This is a genomic window from Nguyenibacter sp. L1 (assembly GCF_035199985.1).
Taxonomy (GTDB): domain Bacteria; phylum Pseudomonadota; class Alphaproteobacteria; order Acetobacterales; family Acetobacteraceae; genus Gluconacetobacter; species Gluconacetobacter vanlangensis.
In genome coordinates, this window is sequence record NZ_CP127015.1 from 2,918,762 (window position 1) to 2,943,052 (window position 24,291).

At 69.9% G+C, this 24,291-nt stretch carries 16 protein-coding genes, 1 tRNA gene and 1 pseudogene; 9 read left to right on the plus strand and 9 right to left on the minus strand.

The window, feature by feature from the left end:
• Positions 1 to 38: 38 nt before the first annotated feature.
• A pseudogene (locus QN315_RS13150) lies at positions 39 to 2,425 on the minus strand (alpha-galactosidase).
• A 252-nt stretch (positions 2,426 to 2,677) separates the two neighbouring features.
• On the opposite strand from QN315_RS13150, the gene QN315_RS13155 reads away from it, so the two are divergent.
• A complete protein-coding gene (locus tag QN315_RS13155) occupies positions 2,678 to 2,845 on the plus strand; it encodes a hypothetical protein (protein ID WP_176641530.1) in 168 nt (55 codons plus the stop codon).
• A gap of 13 nt (positions 2,846 to 2,858) precedes the next feature.
• On the opposite strand, the gene QN315_RS13160 is transcribed toward QN315_RS13155, so the two are convergent.
• A complete protein-coding gene (locus QN315_RS13160) occupies positions 2,859 to 4,454 on the minus strand; it encodes a Na+/H+ antiporter (RefSeq protein ID WP_323989709.1) in 1,596 nt (531 codons plus the stop codon).
• A gap of 97 nt (positions 4,455 to 4,551) precedes the next feature.
• Here QN315_RS13160 and QN315_RS13165 point away from each other — a divergent pair, with 97 nt between their 5' ends.
• The 6 genes from QN315_RS13165 to QN315_RS13190 all read left to right on the plus strand — a co-directional run bounded on the left by QN315_RS13165 (position 4,552) and on the right by QN315_RS13190 (position 12,907).
• Positions 4,552 to 5,466, plus strand: coding sequence for an NrtR DNA-binding winged helix domain-containing protein (locus tag QN315_RS13165; RefSeq protein ID WP_323989710.1), 915 nt, complete (start codon positions 4,552 to 4,554; stop codon positions 5,464 to 5,466).
• A 235-nt stretch (positions 5,467 to 5,701) separates the two neighbouring features.
• Positions 5,702 to 6,700: a quinolinate synthase NadA gene (gene nadA / locus QN315_RS13170; protein WP_323989712.1), complete on the plus strand. Its 999-nt coding sequence runs from the start codon at positions 5,702 to 5,704 to the stop codon at positions 6,698 to 6,700.
• Positions 6,697 to 8,331 carry an L-aspartate oxidase gene (locus QN315_RS13175; RefSeq protein ID WP_323989714.1) on the plus strand — a complete coding sequence of 545 codons (1,635 nt, stop codon included), beginning with the start codon at positions 6,697 to 6,699 and terminating at the stop codon, positions 8,329 to 8,331. The genes nadA and QN315_RS13175 overlap by 4 nt, the downstream gene beginning before the upstream one ends.
• Positions 8,328 to 9,221 (plus strand): carboxylating nicotinate-nucleotide diphosphorylase, encoded by an 894-nt coding sequence (gene nadC, locus QN315_RS13180; protein WP_323989716.1) that lies wholly within the window; start codon positions 8,328 to 8,330, stop codon positions 9,219 to 9,221. The genes QN315_RS13175 and nadC overlap by 4 nt, the downstream gene beginning before the upstream one ends.
• 70 nt (positions 9,222 to 9,291) lie before the next feature.
• Positions 9,292 to 10,800: a DHA2 family efflux MFS transporter permease subunit gene (locus QN315_RS13185; RefSeq protein ID WP_323989718.1), complete on the plus strand. Its 1,509-nt coding sequence runs from the start codon at positions 9,292 to 9,294 to the stop codon at positions 10,798 to 10,800.
• Between the two features lie 76 nt (positions 10,801 to 10,876).
• Positions 10,877 to 12,907, plus strand: a complete 2,031-nt coding sequence (locus QN315_RS13190; protein ID WP_323989719.1) for an EAL domain-containing protein — start codon at positions 10,877 to 10,879, stop codon at positions 12,905 to 12,907.
• A gap of 132 nt (positions 12,908 to 13,039) precedes the next feature.
• Here QN315_RS13190 and rpsI read toward each other — a convergent pair whose 3' ends face one another.
• Positions 13,040 to 13,540 (minus strand): 30S ribosomal protein S9, encoded by a 501-nt coding sequence (gene rpsI, locus QN315_RS13195; protein WP_176640224.1) that lies wholly within the window; start codon positions 13,538 to 13,540, stop codon positions 13,040 to 13,042.
• 5 nt (positions 13,541 to 13,545) lie between these two features.
• Positions 13,546 to 14,028, minus strand: coding sequence for a 50S ribosomal protein L13 (rplM, locus tag QN315_RS13200; protein WP_176640225.1), 483 nt, complete (start codon positions 14,026 to 14,028; stop codon positions 13,546 to 13,548).
• A gap of 222 nt (positions 14,029 to 14,250) precedes the next feature.
• Between rplM and QN315_RS13205 the strand changes: the two genes are divergently transcribed.
• Together QN315_RS13205 and QN315_RS13210 are read left to right on the plus strand one after the other, a co-directional pair.
• The gene (locus QN315_RS13205) at positions 14,251 to 15,597 is read left to right on the plus strand and encodes a hypothetical protein (protein ID WP_323989720.1); all 1,347 of its coding nucleotides are present in this window, start codon (positions 14,251 to 14,253) and stop codon (positions 15,595 to 15,597) included.
• Positions 15,594 to 16,481 carry an NADH-ubiquinone oxidoreductase gene (locus QN315_RS13210; protein WP_323989722.1) on the plus strand — a complete coding sequence of 296 codons (888 nt, stop codon included), beginning with the start codon at positions 15,594 to 15,596 and terminating at the stop codon, positions 16,479 to 16,481. Before QN315_RS13205 ends, QN315_RS13210 begins: the two co-directional genes overlap by 4 nt.
• A 24-nt stretch (positions 16,482 to 16,505) precedes the next feature.
• Here the strand turns inward: QN315_RS13210 and QN315_RS13215 are convergent.
• From QN315_RS13215 to QN315_RS13235, 5 genes are all read right to left on the minus strand, one after another.
• Positions 16,506 to 16,581, minus strand: a tRNA-His gene (locus tag QN315_RS13215).
• A gap of 173 nt (positions 16,582 to 16,754) precedes the next feature.
• Positions 16,755 to 20,624 (minus strand): glycoside hydrolase family 15 protein, encoded by a 3,870-nt coding sequence (locus tag QN315_RS13220; RefSeq protein WP_323989723.1) that lies wholly within the window; start codon positions 20,622 to 20,624, stop codon positions 16,755 to 16,757.
• A gap of 343 nt (positions 20,625 to 20,967) precedes the next feature.
• On the minus strand, positions 20,968 to 21,489 hold the full coding sequence (locus QN315_RS13225; protein ID WP_323989724.1) for a hypothetical protein: 522 nt from the start codon (positions 21,487 to 21,489) through the stop codon (positions 20,968 to 20,970).
• Between the two features lie 4 nt (positions 21,490 to 21,493).
• Positions 21,494 to 22,849 (minus strand): SEL1-like repeat protein, encoded by a 1,356-nt coding sequence (locus QN315_RS13230; RefSeq protein WP_323989725.1) that lies wholly within the window; start codon positions 22,847 to 22,849, stop codon positions 21,494 to 21,496.
• Positions 22,846 to 24,288 carry an HlyD family type I secretion periplasmic adaptor subunit gene (locus tag QN315_RS13235; protein WP_323989726.1) on the minus strand — a complete coding sequence of 481 codons (1,443 nt, stop codon included), beginning with the start codon at positions 24,286 to 24,288 and terminating at the stop codon, positions 22,846 to 22,848. The genes QN315_RS13230 and QN315_RS13235 overlap by 4 nt, the downstream gene beginning before the upstream one ends.
• Between the last annotated feature and the right edge of the window lie 3 nt (positions 24,289 to 24,291).

The following is a 24,291-nucleotide window of genomic DNA, read 5'->3' on the forward strand; positions in this document are numbered from 1 at the left end:
CCGCGGGGGATAAAAGTCGGGCGGGGAAACGGGCGCGGTCAAAGGGCCTGGCATTCCAGGATGACGGCGCTTTGCGGCGGCATCTGCGGCAGGAACAGGCCGGCATCGCGCAGCAGCGCCCCGTCGATCGCCAGCCCGTCACGCACCAGGCGCTGCTGGGCGGGCGACGGCCAATGGCCGCCCAGCGCCTGCGGCCCGGGCATGGTCACGCGATAGCGGCGGTCGGACGACAGGCCGGGCAGCAGGACCGGGGACGGCATGCGGGCGGGCGGCCAGTCGCGCTGGGCCACCAGGTAGATGCCGGTCCCGCCGTCCGGCGTGGTGACGCCGCGGACGATCCGGTGGGGCGTCGCCTCGCCGAACTGGATCTGGCCGTGATGCAGGACGGGGCGCAGCCGCTTGTGCAGCGCGATCCACGCGGCCAGCCGGTCCTGCTCGTCGGTGGAAAGGCGGGTCGGGTCCAGTTCCAGCCCCAGATGGCCGAACAGCGCCACGGCGGCACGGAAATCGATCGACGTGGCGCGATGGTCCAGCCAGTTCGGACTGGCGGAGATGTGGCAGCCCGTGATTTCGGGCGGCAGGAAAAGCCAGGCGCCGTCCTGGATCAGCAGGCGGTCGGGCGCGGATGTATTGTCCGAGGTCCAGACCCGCTGCACATGGCCCAGCGCCCCCCAGTCGGCCCGGCCGCCGCCCGAGGCGCAGCTTTCGATTTCCAGCGCGGAATGGACGGCATGCAGCTTGTCCCACAGGGCATAGAGGGCGAGGACCTGCCGCCGATAGGCGGGACGGCCGCCTTCGTCCGCCGCGGCCAGCAGGTCGCGGTTGAAATCCCATTTGATATAGTCGATGCGCGCGTCGACGACCTGCTCCGAGATGACGCGCAGCAGATAGCCGGCGACGTCCGGCCGCGCACCTGCAGCACCCAGTCCGGGTGGGCGCGATAGAGGTCGCTGTCGGGATTGACCATCTCGGGCTCGAACCACAGGCCGAATTCCATGCCCCGCGCATGGACATAGTCGGACAGCGGCCAGAGCCCCTGGGGAAAGAGCGCCAGGGCGGGCGTCCAGTCGCCCAGGCCCGCGCGGTCGTTGCGGCGGGCGCCGAACCAGCCGTCATCCAGGACGAACCGCTCCACGCCCAGCCGGGCGGCGATGTCGATCTGCTGGCGCAGCCGGTCCTCGGCCAGGTCGAACTGGTTGGCCTCCCAACTGTTGAGCAGCACGGGGCGGGGCTTCATCTGCCCGGTGGGCCAGCGCAGTAGGTGCCGCCGCGCATAGGCGTGGAAGGCGCGGGCACAGCCGGCGAAGCCATCGGCGGAATAGGTCGCATAGACCGTCGGCGTGTCCAGGCCGGCGCCCGGTTCCAGCGTGCCTTCGCCGGGATGGAGATATTCGCCGGCCGTCAGGCGGATCCGCCCGTCTTCCATCCGTTCGGCGCAGAGGCGGTGGCCGCCGCTCCATCCCAGTTGGGCGGCCCAGGCGGGCCCGGCATCGCGGCTGGTGGCGGGCAGGCCCGCGACGATGCCCGGAAAATGGTCGTGCGTGCGGTTGCGGCGGCTTTCGATGACGATGCCGCCCTCGGCCAGGGACATCGGCGCGATGGCGAATTCATGCGCCCACGCGCCATGCAGCACGCCCAGCGCCGCGATTTCGGCGGGCAGCAGGAAGGTGCCCGAGACCAGCCGTTCGACCAGCAGGGGGGCATCGCCCCGGTTGCTCAGCCGCATCGACGCGGCCAGCACGTCGTCGGCGCAGCGCAGCGTAATGCGCAGGCCGATGGCCGAGAGCGCATCCGACGCGTCGATGACCAGTTCATCCGGCGCCTGCCGGATGGCGTCGACCTGGAACAGGGCCGTCCAGTCGCGCCCGTCGGGGCGGGCGGCCACCAGCCCGGGCAGGTCGAAATTCCAGGCGCCGATCGTATCCAGCAGGGTGATCGTCGGCTGCCACTGGTCGGGCCCGTTATCGGGCGTGTCCGGGGACCGGACGGCGTAGAGCGCCGCGGCGTCGAGATGATCCGGCAGGCGGCCGCCCCAGTAGGCGATCTCGGGCAGGCCGGTGGCGCGGCGGATCAGCAGCAGGGTCATGCCCGTGCCGTCCAGTCGCAGCATGCCGGTGGGCAGGCTGCCGCCTTCGCCCGCGCGGGCGGGGGCGGGAATGCCGGCCGCCGCGGCTGGCGGATGCGGTCCGGGGGCCGCCGGAGCCGTCGCCGGCCGGGCGGCGGCCAGGGGTGGCGCCAGGGTAGACGCCAGGGTGGACGTCAGGGTGGCCGCACTGCCCAGCCCGCCGAGCAGCTTCCATGCGGTGCGCCGGGTAAGGGCCAGGGGATGCGCGGCGTCGGAACGTAATGAATCGGAATGCGCTGAATCGGAATGCGACGAATCGGCAGAAGGGGGGCCGGAAGGCGCGGGATCGGGATTCGGCATGAAGGGAGTCCTGCTGCGACCGTGGCGCGGCCTGCCATGGGATGTGGGCCCATTGGGCGAACGGCCCGGCAGAGGGGCGGTTCCGCCCGCCGGCGCGCTGCGGGGACGGCAGGATGGCAGTTTTCCGCGGCCGGTGGCCCGTCACAAAAATGTCAACAGAACCAGCGACTTCCAATTCCTTTTTAATCATGCAGGCGAAATGGTGGCGTGCGCCGGAGGCGGACATTGGGGTATATTGGTTCGGAAAATCCCGTGAATGCGGCATTCTTCGATCACTGGGTCCGTATGACGCTGCATCGCAAATTCGATGCCGTCGCCTGCGAACCGGTGCCGGACTGCCTGCTGCATTGCCTGGAACGCGGAGACCCGGAGCGTGAGGGCCCTGAACGCAGGGACGAAATCGGGCTGGGGGGCGCCTAGTGTCCTGCCCGGTTCAGGCTTCGTCCTCGGTCTGGCTTTCGGCCGCCATCTGCTGCAGGTCCAGTTCGTATTCCAGGGTGCGCAGCACGCGGTCGTCGATTTCGCCGGCGCGGTGCATGCGCAATACCGCCAGCCGGCCGGCCGCGATGGCGGCGATGATCGCGTTGAAATGGTCGATGCGCCGGGGTTCGTGCGCGTCGCGGTCGGCCCGATAGGCCGCGGCCACCCGGACGCGGTGGCCATATTGTTCCAGCAGGCGGGGATGGCGTTCGCTCCCGTCGGGCTGGTGCGACAGGGCGGCGATCCGGGCATGCTGGGCCTGGGCCATGCGCAGCCAGGCCAGGTCCTCGCTGTCGCGCCGCAATATCAGTTCGCTGGCGCCGCTGACGCGCAGCAGGCGGATCAGCGGCGCCAGCGTCGGGGCCTGCAGCAGCACGGTAACCAAAATGACGGCGAAGGCGCAGATCAGCACGATGTCGCGCCCCGGCAGCGACACCGGCAGGGACAGCGCCGCCGCCAGGGTGACGACGCCGCGCATCCCCGCCCAGCTCAGCAGGGTCGCGGTGGCGAAGGACGGTTCGGCCTGGCGCATCCGTCCGAAGCGGCGGGCGCCGCGATGCAGCAGGTCGGTGCCGAAGATCCACAGGAAGCGCGAGACGATCAGCGCGCCGACCACGCCCGCGACCGGCGCCGCCAGCGCGCGCAGGGCCTGGGGATGGGTATCCACCCGTTCCAGCACGCCGCGCAGCGACAGGCCGATCAGGATGAAGAGGATGGATTCCAGCAGGAAGACCATGACCTTCCAGAACGCCTGGGCCCGCACGCGGGTGGCGGCGCTGATGATTTCGTGCTGGTGCCAGCCAAGCACCAGCCCGGCGGTCACGGTCGAGAGCACGCCCGAGACATGCAGCCGGTCCCCCACGATATACGAGGCGACGGCCAGCAGCAGCGTCGCGGTGATGGTCAGTTCGCTGTCGCGCAGCCGCCGCAGCACCAGCAGGCCGGCATGGCCGACCACAAAGCCGACCGCCACGCCCCCCGCCGACAGCAGGCAGAGCGCGCCGAACGCGGCCGGCGCGCTGAAACTGCCCGTCAGCGCCGCGGTCAGGGCCAGGCGGAACAGGACCAGGCCGCTGGCGTCGTTCAGCAGGCTTTCGCCCTGCAGCAGGGCGCTGATCCGCCCCGGCAGGGCCAGCCGTTCCAGCACCGCGCCGGCCGCCACCGCGTCGGGCGGCGAGACGATGGCTCCCAGCGTGAAGCAGACCGCCCACGGCAGGGCCGGCACCAGCCAGTGGGCCGCCAGCCCGACCAGCAGGGTGGTGAAGGCCACGGCGCCGAAGGCCAGCAGCAGGATGCCGGTCAGGTTGGCGCGGAATTCGCGCCAGACGGTAAAATAGGCGCCGTGCATCAGCAGCGGCGGCATGAAGACCAGCAGGATCAGGTCCGGATCGATGGTCAGGGCCGGGACGCCCGGCACCAGGGCCAGGGCGATGCCGCCCAGGATGAAGGCGCCGGCCGGCGGCAGGCGGGCCCGGCGGGCAAGCAGTTCGAGCACGAAGATGGCGAGAACGAGAAAGACCAGGAATTCGTATTCCGACACATTCGACATAGACTGCCCCACGGAGTGCCTCTTGGCGGCGACATGATAGGGGACGGCGACGGGCGCCGACAGGGGGGGCGACCAGGGGGCGGCATGACCGAACGCGATGGCTTCTGAATTGGTCGCGGTGCTGATCGCGGTCAGCGATGACCGGCCGATGGTGCTGACGCTGGGCGCTGGGCGGCATTTGCCGGCGGGACCGCTGGAAGCGGGGCACCGCTCGCTGCAGACCGGGCTGCGTCTGTGGGTCGAGCGCCAGACCGGCCATGTGCTGGGCCATGTCGAGCAATTATACACGTTTGCCGATGCCCCAGGTGCCGATGCCCCAGGTGCTGATACCCCAGGCGTCGATGCCCCGGCCGACCGGACGATCCTGATTTCCTACCTGGCGCTGACGCGGATCGACCGCGATGAGCCCGGATGGCGCGACTGGTATGCCTATTTCCCCTGGGAGGACCAGCGGGCGCCGGAGGGCAGGGCCCTGGTGGCGCGCATCGCCGCGCGGCTGGCGGACTGGGCGCGGCAGGGACCGCCGGCGCTGCGCGAGCCCCGGTCGCAGCGGATCGCCCTGACCTTCGGCCTGGAGGGGCTGGGCTGGGACGACGAACTGGTGCTGCAGCGCTATGAATTGCTGTGGGAGGCCGGGATGGTGCCGGAATCCGCCCCGCCCGGCGGCGCCGTGGTGCCCGGGCTGGGCATGGCGGGCGACAGCCGGCGCATCCTGGCCACGGCGATGGCGCGGCTGCGCGCCAAGATCCGCTACCGGCCGGTGATCTTCGAACTGATGCCGGACAGTTTCACGCTGCTGCACCTGCAGCGCACGGTCGAGGCGGTGGCCGGCCAGGCCATGCACAAGCAGAATTTCCGCCGGCTGATCACCCAGCAGGACCTGGTGGAGGAAACGGCGGATTTCGCTCCCGAGACCAGGGGCCGGCCGGCAAGGCTGTTCCGGTTCCGCCGCGAGGTGATCGGCGCGCGGCGCATCACCGGGTCGAAGCTGCCGCTAAGTCCGTTGAGGTAGGCCCTGGGAAATAGGCCCCGGGAAATAGGCCCCGGGAAATTAGCCCGGATGCTCACGGATATGTTCACGATGACAATCCATTGGAAACGGCCATGTTTCCACGCGCGGGGCGGAAAGGACGCCGCAAGCCCCCTGCAATCGGCTTGACGCAGGGGCATATCGGGGGAAACAAGACGCGTGCGTCGTTGTGGCCCATTTATACTCATATGGAGTATAAATGATGAAGGAGCCGATCATGCCCGATAGCCTCGTTCCCGATAGCCTCGCTGCCCCATCCAGGCTGGACCTGCTGTACGAGCGGGTCGCCCGCGTCGTGCCGCGCATGGAATGGGCGCTGTTCGCCGACGATATCGCCGCCATCCTGGAGCTGAAGCGCCGGCGCCGCGCGGTGATCGTGGCGCACAACTACCAGACGCCCGAGATCTTCCACTGCATCGCCGACATCCGCGGCGACAGCCTGGCCCTGGCGCGCGAGGCGCAGGGACTGGACGCCGAGGTGATCGTCATGGCCGGCGTGCATTTCATGGCCGAGACGGCCAAGCTGCTGAACCCGGAAAAGACGGTGCTGATCCCGTCGCTGCAGGCCGGCTGCTCGCTGGCGGATTCGATCACGGCGGAGAATGTCCGGGCCCTGCGCCGCGCCCATCCCGGCGTGCCGGTCGTGACCTATGTGAACAGCTCGGCCGAGGTGAAGGCCGAAAGCGACATCTGCTGCACCTCGGCCAATGCCCGGCGCATCGTCGAGAGCCTGGGCGTGGAGCGGGTGATCATGATCCCGGACGAATTCCTGGCCCGCAACGTGCAGAAGGAAACCGGGATCGAGATGATCACCTGGGCCGGGCATTGCGAGGTGCATGAGCGCTTCACCCCCGGCGAGATCCGCGCCTGGCGCGAGGAAAACCCCGACGTCGCGGTGCTGGCCCACCCGGAATGCCCGCCCGAGGTGGTGGCCGAGGCCGATTTCTCGGGCTCGACCGCCGCGATGTCGGATTTCGTGGCGCGCGGCACGCACCGCAAGGTGCTGCTGGTGACCGAATGTTCCATGAGCGACAATCTGGCGGCGTCGCACCCCACGGTGGACTTCGTCCGGCCATGCAATCTGTGCCCGCATATGAAGCGGATCACCCTGCCGGCGATCCGCCAGGCGCTGGAAACCATGGGTCATGAGGTGACCATCCCGCCGCATCTGGTCGCGGGGGGCCGCCGCGCCGTGGAACGGATGCTGGCCGCATGACCGGCGGCACCATGCCCGGCCCGTCCGGCCTGGCCGGACAGGTGGTCGTTGCCGGGGCGGGGCTGGCCGGGATGGCGGTCGCCCTGCGGATGCGGCGGCCCTGCATCCTGCTGTCGCCGGCGCCGCTGGCGCGCGACGCCGCCAGCACGCTGGCCCAGGGCGGGATCGCCGCGGCGATCGGCCCCGGCGACGGCCCGGCGCTGCATGCGCGCGACACGCTGGCGGCCGGCGCCGGGCTGTGCGACCCGGCCGTGGTCGCGGCGGTCACCGCCGCCGCGCCGGGGGCGATCGCGGCTCTGCAGGCGCTGGGCGTGATCTTCGACGTGGGCGCGGACGGGGCGCCGGACCTGCATCTCGAGGCCGCGCATTCCCGCCCGCGCATCGCCCATGCCGCGGGCGACGGCACCGGCGCCGAGATCATGCGCGCCCTGGCGGCGCAAGTGCGCGCCACGCCGCGCATCACCGTGCTCGAAGGTGCCGCGCTGCGGCGCGTGCTGGTGCAGGGGGGGCGGGTCGCGGGCGTGCGGATCGCCCATGCGGGGGGCGACGCCGTCCTGCCGACCGGCGCCTGCGTGATCGCGACCGGCGGGGTGGGGGCCCTGTTCCCGGTGACCACCAGCCCGCCGGGCGGCCTGGGGCACGGTCTGGCCTGCGCGGCGCGGGCCGGGGCCGTGCTGCGCGACCTGGAATTCGTGCAGTTCCACCCGACGGCGCTGGCGGCCGGGGCGGAGGACGCGGGCGGCGCGCGCCCGCTGGTCAGCGAGGCGGTGCGCGGCGCGGGGGCGATCCTGGTCGATGAAAGCGGCGCGCGCTTTACCGACGAGCTGGCGCCGCGCGACATGGTGGCGCGCGCGATCGCCGCCCACCTGGCCGCCGGGCATCGTGTGATGCTGGACGCCCGGGCGGCGACGGGCGGGCGGTTCGCCGTCCATTTCCCGGCGATCGCCCGGGCCTGCCTGGCGCGGGGCATCGACCCCGACCGGCAGCCGATCCCGGTGCGGCCGGCGGCGCATTACCATATGGGCGGGATCGAGACCGACCTGAACGGACGCAGCACCGTCCCCGGCCTGTGGGCGTGCGGCGAAGCGGCCTCGACCGGGCTGCACGGCGCCAACCGGCTGGCCAGCAATTCGCTGCTGGAAGCCTTCGTCTGCGGCGGCTTCGTGGCGCGGGACCTCGACGGCGCCAGCCTGCAGACGCAGCACCTGGAGACGCCGCACCTGGAGACGCAGCACCTGCCGGCCGGCACGGACGACCCGGCGGGGCCGCCGGCGGCCCTGGGCATCGAACCGGCAGATATCCGGGCCGGGATCGGCCGGGCCGCCGGCATCCTGCGCGATGCCGGGGGGCTGGCGCGGGCGGCGCGCGCGCTGGCGCCGCACGCGGCGCACGACGACCGGGCGCTGGTCGGGGCGATGCTGTGTCTGTCGGCGCTGCTGCGGCGCGAAAGCCGGGGCGCGCATTGCCGCCGCGATTACCCCATGACGGCGGCACGCGCCGTCCATACCCGCCTGACGCTGGACGAGGCGATGGCGATGCTGGTCGCGATGCCGGCCGCGATGCCGATCGCCCCGACTGAATCCGACTTGGCGGAATCCGAACAGCCTGCCGATGGAATGCTCGTGCCATGATGCCTGTGTCTCTCCCTTCGTCTCCCCTCCTGTCCCCCTTGCCCGACCTGATGCTGGAGCCGCTGGTCCGTGCCGGGTTGCTCGAGGATCTGGGCTGCGGCGGCGACCTGACGACCGATGCGCTGGCGGTGCCGGGCCGGATGGCCCATGCCGCCCTGGTGGCCCGGCAGGAAGGCGTGATCGCCGGGCTGTCGCTGGCGCGGCTGGCCTTTACGCTGCTGGACCCGTCGGTCCGCTTCGCCGTCGAGCGGCCGGACGGCAGCGCCGTGGCGCCGGGCACACGCATCGCGCGCATCAGCGGCCCGGCGGCGGCGGTTCTGGGCGGCGAGCGGGTGGCGCTGAATTTCCTGTCGCACCTGTCCGGGATCGCCACCGCCACCGCCGGGATCGTCCGCGCCGTCGCGGACACCCGGGCGCGCGTGTGCTGCACCCGCAAGACCCTGCCGGGGCTGCGGGCGATCCAGAAATATGCCGTGCGGGCGGGCGGCGGGTCCAACCACCGGTTCCGGTTGGACGACGCGATCATGATCAAGGACAACCACATCGCCCTGGCCGGCGGCGATGTCGGCCGCGCGCTGGCGGCGGCCCGGGCACGGGCCGGACATCTGGTCAGCATCGAGCTGGAGGTCGATACGCTGGACCAGTTGGACGCGGCGCTGCGGGTCGGCGGGGCGGATGCGTATCTGCTGGACAACATGGCGCCGGCGCAGTTGCGCCGGGCGGTGGCGATGGTCGATGGCCGCGCCCTGACCGAGGCATCGGGCGGGATCACCCCGGACACCGCGCCCGCGATCGCCGCGACGGGGGTGGATATCCTGTCGGTGGGCTGGCTGACCCATACGGTGCGGGCGCTGGATATCGGGCTGGACGACGACCCCGGCGCCGCATAAGCGTGCCGGCCTGCCCTTGATCGCCACGCCCCATGCCCGCATCATGACGCGGATGCAAAGGGGCCAGGCAATGAACGCGATCCCAGACCCGGCCCAAGACCCGGCCCAAGACCCGGCCGCGCCGACCAGGCTGGATGCGCCGCTGCTGCGCATCGCCATGGTGGTGGTGATCGGCACGGTGATGTCGATCCTGGATACCACGGTGGTCAATGTGGCGATCAAGGATCTGGCGCGGATCTTCGACGTCTCGCTGGCGACGATGCAGTGGGTGTCGACCGGCTACATGCTGGCGCTGGCGACCGTGATTCCGCTGACCGGCTGGGCGGCCGACCGGTTCGGCACCAAGCGGCTGTACATGACGTCGATCCTGCTGTTCCTGGCCGGATCGGCCCTGTCCGGCGCGGCATGGTCGCCGGCGACGCTGATCCTGTTCCGCGTGCTGCAGGGATTCGGCGGCGGGATGATCACTCCGGCCGGGATGACGATCCTGCGCCATGCGGCGGGGCCGCGGCGGATCGCGCGGCTGATGGGCATCATCGGCGTGCCGATGCTGCTGGGGCCGATCTTCGGGCCGATCCTGGGCGGCTGGCTGGTCGATGACGCGTCATGGCGCTGGATCTTCTTCATCAACCTGCCGATCGGCGCGGTGGGGCTGTATGCGGCGGCGCGGATCCTCCCGCCCGACCAATCCAAGGCGCGCCACGCGCTGGACTGGCCCGGGCTGCTGCTGGTATCGCCGGGGCTGGCGATCTTCGTCTTCGGCCTGGCGCGGGTCACCGCGGCGGGAAACCTGTCCGGCCTGTCCGGCGACGGATGCGTCGCCCTCGGGCTGGTCCTGATCGGCGGCTTCGTGCTGCATGCGCTGCGCAGGGAAGACCCGCTGATCGACATGCGGCTGTTCGGCCGGCGGACCTTCGGCGCGGCGGCGCTGACGACCTTTCTATTCGGAACGGCGTTTTTCGGCATTTCCCTGATACTGGCCCTGTATTTCCAGTTGGTGCGCGGGGCGCCGGCGCTGGATGCCGGCCTGCTGCTGGCGCCGCAGGGTTTCGGCGCCATGCTGTCCATGCCCATCGCCAGCCGGCTGGTGGACCGGATCGGCCCCGGCAAGGTCGTTCTGGCTGGGCTGGCGCTGGTGGGGCTGGCGATGCTGAGCCTGGCCGGGATCGCCGGGACGACGCCGTTCTGGTGGATCGAGCCGACCCTGTTCGTCAGCGGGCTGGGCATGGGGGCCACCATGATGCCGGCGATGAGCGCGGCGCTCGCGGACCTGCAGCACCACGAAATCGCCCGGGCGACGAGCGGCCTGAACGTGGTGCAGCGGGTCGGCGGGTCGATCGGCACCGCGCTGCTGACCGTGATCCTGACGCAGCAGATGGGCGGCCGCGACGGGCACGGGGCGGACCCGGTGACGCTGGGCCCGGCATTCGGCCATACGTTCCGCTGGTCCTTCGCGCTGGTCGTGATGGCGATGATCGCCGCCCTGTTCCTGCCGCGATCGCGAAGCGGCCGGCCGGCCGGAGAGCAGCCGGGCGCGGAACCGGCTGTCCTGGGGTCGAAACGCCCGCGCGGCGCATGACGTGGCGCGCGCCGCCGCGTGACGGCCCCGCCGGGCCTACTGGACGAATGGCCGGATCGTGGTACGACGGTAGCCGATGATTAACAAACTGCTATCCGTTCACGATCTGTGGCTGGTCCTGATGGCGTCGCTGGTCTGCGCGAACGGGTCCTGGGCGTCGATCAGCCTGTTCGACCGGGCCACCCGGACGAACGGCACGCGCCAGGCGGCATGGCAGGTCCTGACCGCGATCGCCGCGGGCACCACGGTCTGGTGCACGCATTTCGTTGCCATCCTGGCCTTCAATCCCGGCGTTCCGGTCACGTTCGACACCGACCTGACAATGCTGTCGCTGTTGCTGGCGATGCTGGGGGCGGGGCTGGGGTTCGTCATCGCCAGCATGGCGTCCGGCCCGGCGATGCCCCTGATCGGCGGGATCGGGATGGGGCTGGCGATCGCGGGGATGCATTATACCGGGCTGCGCGCCTATCAGGTCCAGGGGACGGAGATCTGGAATCTGCCGCGCGTGATGCTGTCGGTGCTGCTGGCCGCGGCCTGCAGCGCGGGGGCGCTGCATTTTGCCGTGCGGTCCGGGCGGACCAGCCGCCTGATCGCCAGCCTCCTGGTCGGTGGCGCGCTGATCGGCCTGCATGTCCTCAGCATCGATGCGCTGCATATCGTGCCGGCGGCCGCACCCGGCGGCGCCATGAAGCCGGGCACGTTCCAGGCGCTGGCGGTGGCCGTGACGATGGGGGCGATCGGCGTGTTCGGCACGGCGCTGGCCTGCAACATGATCGACGATTCCACCCGCGCCGAATCGTACGACAAGATCCTGAAGATGGCGCTGAACGACAGCCTGACCAACCTGCCGAACCGCGCCAGCTTCACCCAGGCCCTGGAACGCGCGTTGCAAAAGGCCGAATTGACCGGCGGCCGGCTGGCGCTGGCGACCATCGACCTGGACCGCTTCAAGGAGATCAACGACGTCTGGGGGCATCCGGCCGGCGACGACGCGCTGCGGCTGATCGCCGAGCGCATGCGGGCCTGCCTGCGGCCGGGGGAATTCGTCGCCCGGGTCGGTGGGGACGAATTCGCCGCGATCCTGCATGTCCCCGATCAGGCGACGCTGGAGGATTTCCTGGCGCGGATCGATGCGGCGCTGAAACAGCCGATCCGCGTCGACGACCGCGACGTGGCCACCGGGGGCAGCGTCGGCGTCGCGTTCTATCCGGAAAATGCGGCCAGCGCGCAGGCGCTGATCCATAACGCCGACCTGGCGATGTATCGGGCCAAGAGGGACCCGATGCGGCGCGTCTGCTTCTACGACCGCGAGATGGACGAGGCGGCGCGCCTGCGCAAGCGCCTGGCGTCGGACCTGCGGACGGCGCTGAAGCAGGAGGAATTCACCCTGCACTACCAGGTGCAGACCGCCGTTCCGACCGGCGAGATCTGCGGCTACGAGGCGCTGCTGCGCTGGTACCACCCGGAACTGGGCGAGATCGCCCCCGCGGAATTCATCGCGCTGGCCGAGGAGAACGGCCTGATCGTCGCGATCGGCGACTGGTCGCTGCGCGCCGCCTGCGCCGAGGCCGCGACCTGGAACCCGCCCTACAAGATTTCGGTCAATCTTTCACCGTCGCAGTTCGTCCATCCGGATCTGCCCGAGAAGATCGCGGCGATCCTGGCCGAGACCGGCCTGGACCCGCCGCGGCTGGAACTGGAGCTGACCGAGGAGACCATCGTGGTGGACAAGGCGCGCGCGCTGCTGACCGTGCGGCGGATCAAGGCGATGGGCGTGACCATCGCGCTGGATGATTTCGGCACCGGCTATTCGTCGCTGGATACGCTCCGGTCCTTTCCGTTCGACCGGATCAAGCTGGACCGGTCCTTCGTCCAGGACCTGGAAACCAACCCGCAGGCGACGGCGATCGTCCGGGCGGTGCTGTCCCTGGGCAAGAGCCTGAATATTCCGATCCTGGCGGAAGGGATCGAAACCTCGGGGCAATTGACGATCCTCAGCGCGGAAGGATGCGACGCGGTCCAGGGCTATTTCCTGGGACGGCCGGCAACGCCGCTCCAGATCGTCGAAAGCGGGGCGATCATCCGCCACGCGCCGCTGCCGGCCTGAAACCCGCTGCGCCGTCGCGGCCTTGTCCCAAAAAAAACGGGCCGGCCCGTTGCGCGCCGCAATGCGGCTGAACAACGGACCGGCCCGCACGCTGCGGATCCGGCGGGGTGGGACCACCCCGCCGGTCCCGGATCAGCGCTTGCTGAACTGGAAGGAACGGCGGGCCTTGGCGCGGCCGTACTTCTTGCGCTCGACCACGCGGGGGTCGCGGGTCAGGAAGCCGGCGGCCTTCAGGATGCCGCGCAGCGTGGGCTCGTAATGGGTCAGCGCGCGGCTGATGCCGTGACGGACCGCGCCGGCCTGGCCCGACAGCCCGCCGCCGGTGACCGTGCAATACACGTCGAACTGGTTGTAGCGGTCGGCCACCAGGAAGGGCTGGGTGATCAGCATGCGCAGGACGGGACGCGCGAAATAGGTCCCGACCGGGCGGCCGTTCACGGTGATGTCGCCCTTGCCCGGCTTGATCCAGACGCGGGCCACGGCGTCCTTGCGGCGGCCGGTGGCGTAGGAACGGCCCTGCGCGTCGCGCTTGGGCTCATAGACCGGGGCTTCCTGCGTGGCGGCGACCTGGCCGGAGGCGACGACGCCCTTCAGGTCGGCCAGCGTGCCTGTACGCTCTTGGGTTTCGGACATGATGCTCAGGCCCCGATCTTCTGGGAGTTGACGGTGTTCTTGCGGTTCAGCGCCGCGACGTCCAGCGTCCTGGGCTGCTGGCCGGCATGCGGGTGCTCGGTGCCCGCATAGACGTACAGATGCTTCATCTGCTGGCGCTGCAGGGGGCCGCGGGTGATCATCCGCTCGACCGCCTTGGTCACCACATGGCCGGGGTTCTTGCCCTCCAGGCGCTGGGTGATCGTGCGCTCCTTGATACCGCCCGGATAGCCGGTGTGGTAGTGGAACAGCTTCTGCCCGACCTTGTTGCCGGTCAGGCGCACCTTCTCGGCGTTGATGACGACGATGTTATCGCCGCAATCGACGTGCGGGGTGAATTGCGGCTTGTGCTTGCCGCGCAGGCGCTGCGCGATGATGGCGGCGAGACGGCCGAGAACGAGCCCTTCGGCATCGATCAGAATCCAGTCCCGTGTCACCTCCGCGGGCTTCAGCGAGGGGGTGGTCTTCATCTGTATGTGTTCCGTCTGATAATAGGAGCGGTAACGGGTGGCGCGTTATCCTAGGCGTCGGGCGCCCAGTCAAGATTAAAACGGATTTTTGCGCCGATTTTTCGGGGTTTTCGCGGACGGTATCCCAATACCGCATTGTGGCCGGGGCGTTGCCCGGGCGGATGAAATTGCTAGAAGACACCTGACAGGCCATTAGCGGATCCATGAGCGGATGACGTACCGGTGAAAAAACTTCTCTCTGCCCTGCTGCTGCTGATCATCATCCTGATCGTGGGGGGGCTGGGCCTGCGGCATTTCGCCCAGAGGCGGATGGAATCGGCCATCGCCGACCTGCGCACCGCCATCGGCCCGAACGCCAGCTTCACCTACGCCACCGCGACTCCGCGGATGCTGGCCCTGGGCGCGCGCTTCACCTCGGTCAGCTATCGCGATCCGGCCGTGACGGTGACCGCGTCCGACGCCGTGGTGGGGCGGGTGACGGGGACGGCGCTGGGCGGCCAGCGCTTCGGCCATATCCTGCTGCATGACGTCCAGGTCATGCAGCCGGGGGTGACCGCGACGATCGCGCTGCTGGAACTGGACGGGCTGGTGCTGCCCAATGGCGGCCCCGCCCGGCCCGACGGGTCGGAAGCGCCGCCGCGCCTGGATTCGGTGCTGCTGGACAATGGCCGGATGCGCGGCCTGCACGTGGCGGCGCCGGCCAGCCAGCTCGACCTGACGATCGACCGGGCCGCGATCGCCCAGTACGGGCTGGGCCGCATGTCGCATCTCGACCTGAACGCGCTGTCGCTGCAGATCAACCTGGCGCCGCGCCGCCATGTCGCGATCGGCCGTCTGCGGGTGGACGGCCCGGATTTCGCCGGGCAGATCGCCAGCCTGGTGCAGAGCGGCCATATGGTCCATGCCGTGGGCCACCGCCATTTCGACGTGTCGGGCCTGGCCGTCGACGCGGCGGCGCCATTGCTGCGGATCGGGCATCTGCTCATCGACCACGAGGCGACGGCGAACCAGGACGAGGTCGAGACGACGGTGACGGACCTGTCCGCCTGGCCGATGCCGCCGCGGGACCAGTCCGTGCTGCACATGATCGGCTATGACCATTTTGCCGGAATGATCCACGCCCTGACCACCGTCGAGCGCCAGGGCGGGCAGATGAGCCTGCACCCGCTGGTGATCGACGCCCCCGGGATGGGGCGCGTGACGATCCTGGCCGACCTGGACCAGATCCCGGTCGACGACCCGATGAGCCTGATGGACACCGCGCGCATCGTCTCGGCGACGATCGACTGGCAGGACCGGTCCCTGGCCGGCCACGTGCTGGACGGGCTGGCCCGCAGCCGCGGCATGGAACCCGATGCCTATCGCCGGCAGGTCATCGGCAATCTGGACGCGTCGCCGGACCCCTCGATGCAGGCGCTGGGCCGGTTCCTGGCCGCCCCCGATCGCAGGCTGCGGATCGCGCTGCGTCCGCCCCGGCCGCTGAACCTGCTGATGCTGGGCGTGGCGCTGTCGATGGCGGGCGACCCGGCGACCGCCGGGATGCTGGGCCTGTCGGCCAGCACGCCGTGACTCCGGCGGCGGCGGGGCCGGTGCATGTGGTGGGCGCGTCGGGGCGCTCGGGCGCCGCGCTGTGCCGCGCCCTGCTGGCGCGGCGGGTGCCGTTCGTGCCGGTGGTACGCGACGCGGCACGCTGGCGGGCCACCGGCCTGCCGGGCGAGCCGCGCGTGGCCGACCTGGCCGGCCCGCCGGCGCCGCTGGCCCGGGCGCTGGAGGACGCGGCGCGGGTGGCCGGCACGGCCCATGCCCGCCATGTCCCGGCCCTGCTGGCGGCGATGCCGCGGGGCGCCATGCTGGCCTGCCTCGGCAGCACGCGGAAATTCACCCGCTGGCCCGACGCGCACGGCGACGGCGTGCTGGCGGGCGAGGCCGCATTGCTGGGATCGGGCCGCGCGGGGGTGATCCTGCACCCCACCATGATCTATGGCGCGCAGGGCGAGAACAATGTGCAGCGCCTGGCCGCGCTGCTGCGCCGCCTGCCGGTGATTCCGCTGCCCGGGGGCGGGCGCGCCCTGGTACAGCCGATCCACCAGGACGACGTGACGCGCAGCCTGCTGGCGGCGCTCGAACGGCGGTGGGACGGGCCGCATGCCCTGGTGATCGCGGGGGGGACGGCCCTGTCCTATCGCGCGTTCGCGGCGCTGGTGGCGCGCGCCGCCGGATTGCGTCCCCGCCCGGTGCTGACGGTGCCGGCCTGGGCGATGATGGCGGCGGCGCGCGCCACGCGCATCCTGCCCGGCCTGCCCGCGGTCGGACGCGCGGAAATCCGCCGCCTGCTGGAAGACAAGGCGTTTTCGACCGAAGCGATGGTGCGGGAACTGGGCGTCGTGCCGATCGGCCTGGAAGACGGGCTGGCGCAATTATTCGGCCGGGCCGCCCGCGCGGACCGGTCATGAAGAGATGCGTTCAAAGGGAAACGCTGGGGCGAACGACGGGGCTCGAACCCGCGACATCCAAGACCACAACCTGGCGCTCTGCCAACTGAGCTACGTCCGCCACAGCGGGCTGTGATGTAGAGAAGCGCGTCCGGCCCGTCAATCGCCCTTCATGCGGGCAGGACAAAAAAACCGCCGCGACGAACGCGGCGGACCATTCCGGGATTATCCGCGCGATCGGGCGACGAAGGGAAGGCCGCCCGAAGGCGCCCTTCCCCCTGTCCCGTCGCCGGATCAGGCCGCGATGGTCATGCCCTGCGTCGAATCGACGTTATAGAAGGTGATCGTGTGCTGGTTCTGCAGGTCCAGCACCAGGTTGCCGCCCGAGATGGACATCCCGGTGACCCCTTGGATGGTCGCCATGTCCTTGGCGCCGTCGAAGCCGTAGATCATCGAACTGCCGAGACCCGAGCCGAAATTCAGGTCGGCGGCGGCCGATGCGGCGACGTTGGCCCAGACGCCCGTCGGGTCGTCTGCCGTCAGGTCCATGTTGCCGGCGCCGGCCGTAATGGCGGCGCTGCTTTCATTGCCCAGCGTGATGTAGTCGGTGGCCGCGCCGCCGGTGAAGGTCAGCGAACCGCCGCTCTGCTGGCTGCCGACATAGGTTTCGGCCGTCCAGCCGATCGACTGGCTGGCATCGATCGTCATGGTGCCGGTGCCGCCATAGAACGTGTCGAAGCCGCCGGTGGTCGAGGCGACGTTGACGTCGGCGCCGTTCATATGGATGTCGTCGTTGCCCAGCGAATTGATGGTGGTCGTCTGGCCCGCTCCGCCCAGGTTCAGCGTGGTGTCCCGCCCGGTATAAAGCAGGTCCGTCTGGCCCGAGACCGTCACGTCGGCATGGGCGTTGCCCTGGTTGTCCACGCTGTCCAGGTTGCCCGCGCCGCCTTCGGCCGTGATGTTGACCTGGTCGGCCGAATCATAGGTGCCGCCGGTGATATAGGCATAGGAACTGCTGGTGCCGGGTTCCGACCCCAGGGTCAGGTTGGTGGTGCCGGCAGCGGCGATGCCGGTCATCGCCCCGCCCAGGATGGTCGTCGTCGCACCGCTGGATTCGGCGACCTGCAGGCTGCCCGTATCGCCCGAGGCGTTGTTGACGATCATGCTGTCGGCGTCGCCGGTCAGCACGCTGGTGTCGCCCGCGCCGCCATTGACGACCAGGTTCTGCACGCCCGCGCTGTTGTCGCCCCCGCTGTTGTCGATCGTTTCCGCTGTGCCGGCCGGCGCGGCGTTGCTCACGATCGCGGTGTTGCCGCTGCTGCCCGGGGCGCTGGTCAGCACCATGTCCTGCGCCTGGGGATTGCCGCTGGCGTCGGTGCCCACCGAATAGCTGCCGAAGCCCTGCACCGTTTCGCCGACCGTGGTCTGGGCCGGGGCCTGGGGGACCTGGCCGGTGATCGCGGGCATCAGCGTGCTGGTCTGGTTGGTGTCGTTCAGGATGTCCTGGACGTACCAGCTCGCGGTGACGGGTTCGGACGAGGTGCTCTCGATCGGCTGGCCGGTCGCCCAGTCATAGGATTCGCCCGGCGGCGTGCCGCCATTGTCATAGGCCTGGTCGATCCAGTCCAGGCTGTTGCTGGTATAGGTCTGGTCGCCCTGGTCGTGCGACAGGATGCTGGCATAGGACGACATCTGCGGCCAGGACGGCGACAGGCCGTGGGCTTCGTACGTGCCGCCCGGGCTCCATTGCGACGACTGGTAGAACGTGTCGTTCTGATAGCGCGAGATGCCGTAATTGTCCTGCGTCAGCGCATTCTGCACCGCCGCGTCGTTCTCGACCGCATAGGTGCTGGTCGGCGAGACCAGGCCGAGCACGGCGGCGATGTTGGTATCCGCGTCGATCGTGTCGTCGACCGTGCCGTTGGGATTCAGCATTTCGACGAAATGGCCTTCCTGCGCGTTCCACAGGCCGGGTTGCGCCGCGGTCGTGGGGCGGAGGATCGCCTGCTGGATCGTCTGCGCGCCGGTGGCCCAGCTTTGGCCCAAATTGCCCTCGCCCAGGGCGGACGCCATCTGGGCGGCGGCGTTCAGGCCCTCGGCATACGTCACCTGCGTGAAGGTGTGATAGCCGTACATATCCTCCCAGATCGAATAGTCGGCCGGGCCGAGGCCGTTGGCGCCGATATTCTCGCTGATCCAGTTCGCCGAGTTGACCAGCGCCTGGCGCACGGTCGGGTCGGTGATGAAGGATTGCGCGGCCGCCGTGTCGCCCTGGGAGAGCAGTTGCTCGTAATGGCGATAGGAGCCGATCAGGAACAGGCCCTGCGAATCGTTCTCGGGCGCGACGAAGCCGATCGGCAGGTTCTGGTCGAATTCGCCGTAATTGGTCGAGAACGTGCCCGCCGCGTTGCCGCTATAGGTCGCGTTCATGCCGTTCTGCTGAACGGACGCCATCCAGCGCCAGAACTTGTCGGCCTCGCTGGTCAGGCCGGCATCGTCCAGGCCGATGGCGGTGGCCGCGCTGTCGCGCACCCAGACCTTGTATTGATAGGACGGGTTGGTGGCCGCCATGAACGAGCCGAATTCGGGGCTCTGGGCCTGGAGGATGTTGATCAGGCTGCTGCGATAGGCATCGCGCAGCGACGTGCTGTCGACATTATTGAGCGTCTGGCCGTCGACGGCGGTCGCGGTCTGGCCGCCGACGGCGACGTCGGAGGACGAGCCGGCGAGGTTATAGGCCTGATTCAGCGTCTGGTCCCAGGCATTGGCGGTCTGGGTGATCCAGGAATTGGCGGCGGCGGTGCCGGATTGGTCGGTAAGCTGGGCCGTCGCCGGGGCGGACGTGCCCGCCGGATTGGTCGCCAGGTCCAGGTTCGCGTCCAGTTGGCTCAGGCTGGTGGCGGTGGTGATGTAGTAATCCAGCGTGACCGTCTGGCCCGCATTCAGCGTGACGTCGGCCGAGGATTCTCCCACCGAGATCCCGGTGCCGGACGCGCTGCTGTCGCTGCCCAGCATCGTGCCGTTATTTTCGTACCCGCCGACGATCCCCTGGTCGGGCGCGTTCAGCGACGGATTGCCGCTGGCGCCGGACGCAAGCTGATAGTCGCCGCGGACATCGGTGCCGTCGGTGCCGGCGGCATGCTGGGCGCCGTCCGGCTGATAGGCGCCGATCGCCATATAGAGCGGCGCCTTGCCGCTGCCCTGGTTTTCCTGGACGATCCAGGCATTGTGGGCGGAATCCCAGGTGGCGCTTTCCTGCTCGCCGGCGTTCAGGCCGGTGGCGTTCATCACGTCCCACACCAGCGGCTGGGTGCCGGCGGCCTGTTCGTTGGTCAGCGAAAGCTGCTCGACGATCAGGTCCTGGTTCGGAACGGTGGCATAGGCGGCCTGGATCTGCACCGGCAGGGCCTGGCCGGTCGGCGAATAGGCGCCGTAATTGACATGCAGGACGCCGTTCTGGTCGAAGCTTTCGTTCGACTTGAAATAGGGCGCATAGGTCTGCGCCGTATCGCCGGGCGTGACGTCGCGGAACCAGATGGCGTTGTAGTCGAGCTGGTTCAGCTCGTCATTGCTGGCGACGTGCAGTTCCGACAGGCTGGGGCCGAAGGTCCATTGCTGTTCCGGCGCCATGCTCTCGCCCTGCACGAAGGCCTGCAGGTCGGTCATGTTGTTCATCGCCAGGGACTGCGCCGAGGTTTCCTGCGACGGCTGCGAACCGGGCGTGATCGTCGTGGTGCCGAGCGTGAAGGCCGGGCTGGCCTGCAGGGCCGATTCGGGCACCGCGGTCAGGCCGTTGACGGTATCGCCGGTCCGGTTGCTCAGCGAGATCGCATTCAGACCCTGGTTCAGATAGACCGTAGTGGTGGCGCCGCCGGTCGAGGTCCCCGGAGTCTGGTCGAATTCGACCAGTCCGGGCGCGTCCTTGCCGTTGATCGTCAACTGCTGGTACGCCGGCGCATCGGCCGTGTTCTGGTAGGAGAAATCGAACGTGTAGTAACCGGCGGCCGGCGCCAGATAGTTGAAGCCGATGCCCGACGGCGTCGCGTCGGTCGCGACGGGTTCGGGGCCCGCCGCCATTTCGACGAAATCGGCCGCGTTCACGTAGGCCATGCCGTCAAGCGTGTAATCCGCTGGTGTAAACTGGTCATTTGTATTGTCAGACACGACACTGTTCCCTGTGCAGTTGTCCTTGTACCGTTTCGCGCTGGATACGGTATCCGGAACCACGTCCGGCGGGGAAATGGTATCGGACATTTCGCGACAGTAAAAGCACGTATCGGATAATTTTTGGAAATTTACTTTATTATTCTATATTTTTAACTTTCTTCATATCCGGATTCGTATTCCAGCACCGAACGTCCCGCATCCTGCGGGCTGTCCTGATTCGTCGTTATTTTATTTGTATTTGTATAATTTCCGGCAGCGGCGCGTCCGTCCGGACGGGGCGCGGGGCGCGGGGGGCGTGAAGGTCAGGAAGGAGAGGGATGTATCGTCCTGTTCCGATCGATCATTGATATATCTTGTCCTTTATCGTTCGCACCGCGCCGGTGGGCGAAATGACGGTGCTCGTGCCGTCGCCGTTGGGAATGATGATGGCGCGTCCGGCGGCGGGCGCATGGCCGGTGCCGGAAAAATCGGGCGTTTTCGTCCTGGGGACGGGATTGGTCGCGATCTGCACGCCGTTGCGGATCTCGGCGTCCTCGCCCAGGCTGAGGCTTTCGCCGGGCTGCAGTTCGGCCTGCACCGCCGGCCCGGCCATGGCCGGCCCCCCGGCGCCGGACAGGATCTCGGACGCGGAGGGCCAAATATTGCCCGGTTCGGGCACAATCGGCGCGGCCGCGACCGTCTCGCCGCGCACACGGCGGAGATTTTCGGCCGCGCCGTGCGGCGCATTCGGATTGGCGCCCAGGAAACTGCCCGGGAAACTTATCGTATCGGACGCGAATTTTCCGATCCCCGAACAGGCGGGCAGCAGGGACAGCGCCGCCATGGGCAGGACAGCGCGAAACGCCGTGCGTCGGTCCATCATGCCGTCAGCCTCCCGCGCCCATCAATTCCGACTCCGTCCGATCCAACCAGGCAAGTTCCACGCTGGCCTGCCTTTCCCCCTGCTGCTCGGCCTTGTGCAGCCACAGCCGGGCCTCCGCCGGGTCGGCCGCACCCGCCAGCCCCCGCGCCAGATATCGGCCGAGCATGCATTGCGCCGGCGCGAACCCCCGTTCCGCCGCGCCGCGAAACAAATCCAGGGCCCGCCGGCGATCGTCCGGCCCGTCCCCCGCCTGATCGTGAAGCAGGCCGAGGCAGAACATCGCCTGTGCGTGGCCCGACGCGGCCGCGCGCTGGAACCAGTGCGTGGCCTGCGCCCTGTCGGGCACGCCACCCGCGCCGGACAGGAACATTTGCCCCAGAGCGCAGGCGGCGCCGGCATGGCCGGCTTCGGCCGCGCGGCGGTACCAGGCGGCGGCTTCGACAGGGTTCGGGGCCATGCCGGCGTGGCCGGCATTCAGGTCGCCGACCAGTGCGGCGGCATCGGTCTCGCCCGCCAGGGCCGCGCGGCGCAGCCAGGTTTCGGCGCGCGCGACGTCCCGCGCCACGCCGCGCCCGTGCAGGCAGGCCAGGCCATAGCGGAACTGCGCGGCCGGCACGTTCCGCTCCGCCGCCTGGCGATAGAGCGCCACGGCGCGGATCGGATCGGGCTCGGCGTCCTCGCCGCGCTCGGCCAACGTGCCCAGCACGTAGAAGGCGCTGCCCATTCCCTGGTCGGCGGCCTGTCGCACCATCCGGACGGCCTCGGCGCGGTCCCGTTCGTCGCGCGCGGCACGCAGCAGGGCCAGCCCCCACCCCAGTTGGCCCTGCGCGCTGCCGCCGGCCGCCGCGCGGCGGTACCAGTCCGGCGCGGCGTCGGGATCGCGCAGGTCCGGCGGCCCGTCGGCCAGGATATGGGCAACCAGCGCCTGGGCATCGGCCGAGCCGGCCTGGGCGGCCAGATGCGCCCAATGCAGCGCCCGGCGTGGGTCCGGCGCGGCGGGCGGGGCAGGGGCGCGGGCGGCCCAGGGCAGGGCGGGCGCGTCGTCATCCGGCGGCAGGCCGCGCAGATACAGGGTGGCGAGCATGAAACGCGCCTCGGTCCAGCCGCCTTCGGCCGCGCGGCGCATCCAGCGCGCGGCCTCGTCCACGCGGCGGGGCACGCCGGTACCGTCCAGATAGGCGCGCGCCAGCCGGAACTGCGCTTCGGCATGGCCGGATTGCGCCAGCCGGCCGAACAGGGCGGCGGCTTTTACCGCCTGCCCGGCCGCCAGCAGCGCGACGGCGCGCGCGCATCGCGCCTGGGGCGAGACGCGCGCGGCGACGTGCCGGCGCAGCGCCGCGATGGGGGCGCGCGCCGTCATGGTTCGCGCATGCCCTCGGTGGCCAGCGGCGCGATGCGGCTGAACAGATATTGCAGGATGGTCCGCCGTCCCACCTTGATGTCCACCGTCGCCGGCATGCCGGGGCGCGGCCTGAAGAAGGACGGCACGCCGCGCAGGGTTATGTGGTCGATCCGCAGGCGCACGCGATAGAACATGTGCTGGCCGTCGGCAGCGGCCGGGGCGGCGTCATGCCCGCGCTGCTCCTGGTCATCGGCGCCGGCGGAGAAGGAGTCGGCACTGATCGTGCGCACGGTGGCATCCGCGCCGCCATACTGGTCGTAGGGAAAGGTCGCGAATTTCAGCAGCGCCTTGTCGCCGGTGCGCACGAAGCCGGCATCGGCGCCACGCAGCACGGCTTCCATCTCAAGCCCGCTGCCGACCGGCACCAGGGTCATCATCCGGTCCGCCGTATTGACCACCGCACCGACCGAGATGCGGGCGATGGTCAGCACCACCGCGTCGCGGTCGGCGCGCAGTTCCACCAGGCTGCCGCGCAACTGCGCCTTGGCATAGTCGCTGCGGGCGTCGAACAGGTGATGTTCGGCCTCGGACAATTGCTGCAGGGTCGCGGCGCTCCAGTCGCTGATCACCGCCGCGCGCTGGGCGGTCAGCGCGCTGATCTTGTCGCGCGCGCCCGCCGCGTCCTGCCGGGCGGCGATCTGGGCACGCTCGACCTCCATCAGGTCGTTCTGCGCCCCGAGGGTGGACAGGCGGCTGCCCACCTGGTCGCGCTGCAGGGTACGCCGCATCGACAGCACGCTCGATGCGACCCGCGCCCGGGCGGCATACATGGCGGCATTGGCCAGCGCCCCCTGCAGCGCGCTTTGCTGGCCGGCGATCTGGTGGTCGTAATCCTGGATCTTGGCCTGGTATTCCTGCCGGCGGCGCAGGAAGGTCGCCGCCTCCTGGACCGAGGCGGGATTGCGCGGGTCGGGGGCGTACTGGCGGCCCTCGGCCTCGGCCGTCAGGCGCGCGACCTCGGCCGCGTAGCTGGCCACCTGGGCGCGGCGATTTTCCAGCTCCGCGGTGCTGATGGTCGGGTCCAGGCGCGCCAGCACCTGTCCCTTGCGCACGAAATCGCCTTCATGCACGTCGATGGAGCGGACGATCGACGTATCGAAGGGCTGGACGACCAGGGTGGGGTCGGTCGAGACCAGATGGCCGCCGGCGGAAACGACCCGGTCGAGCGGAAAGACACCCATGGCGACGAAGCTGGCCACCGCCATGGCCACGACGACCCAGGTCGTATGCCGGGCCGACGCGGTGGGCGGCAGGTTGATCAGCGCGGTGCTGGGCGAGTGGAATTCCAGCAGCGCGGGCGGCAGGTCGCGCGGCGAAAACGGGTCGTTCGTCGCCAGGGGGGCGGCAAGGGGGGCCGCCAAGGGCGCTGCCGGAGACGTGGCGTCGGAATGGCTCATGGT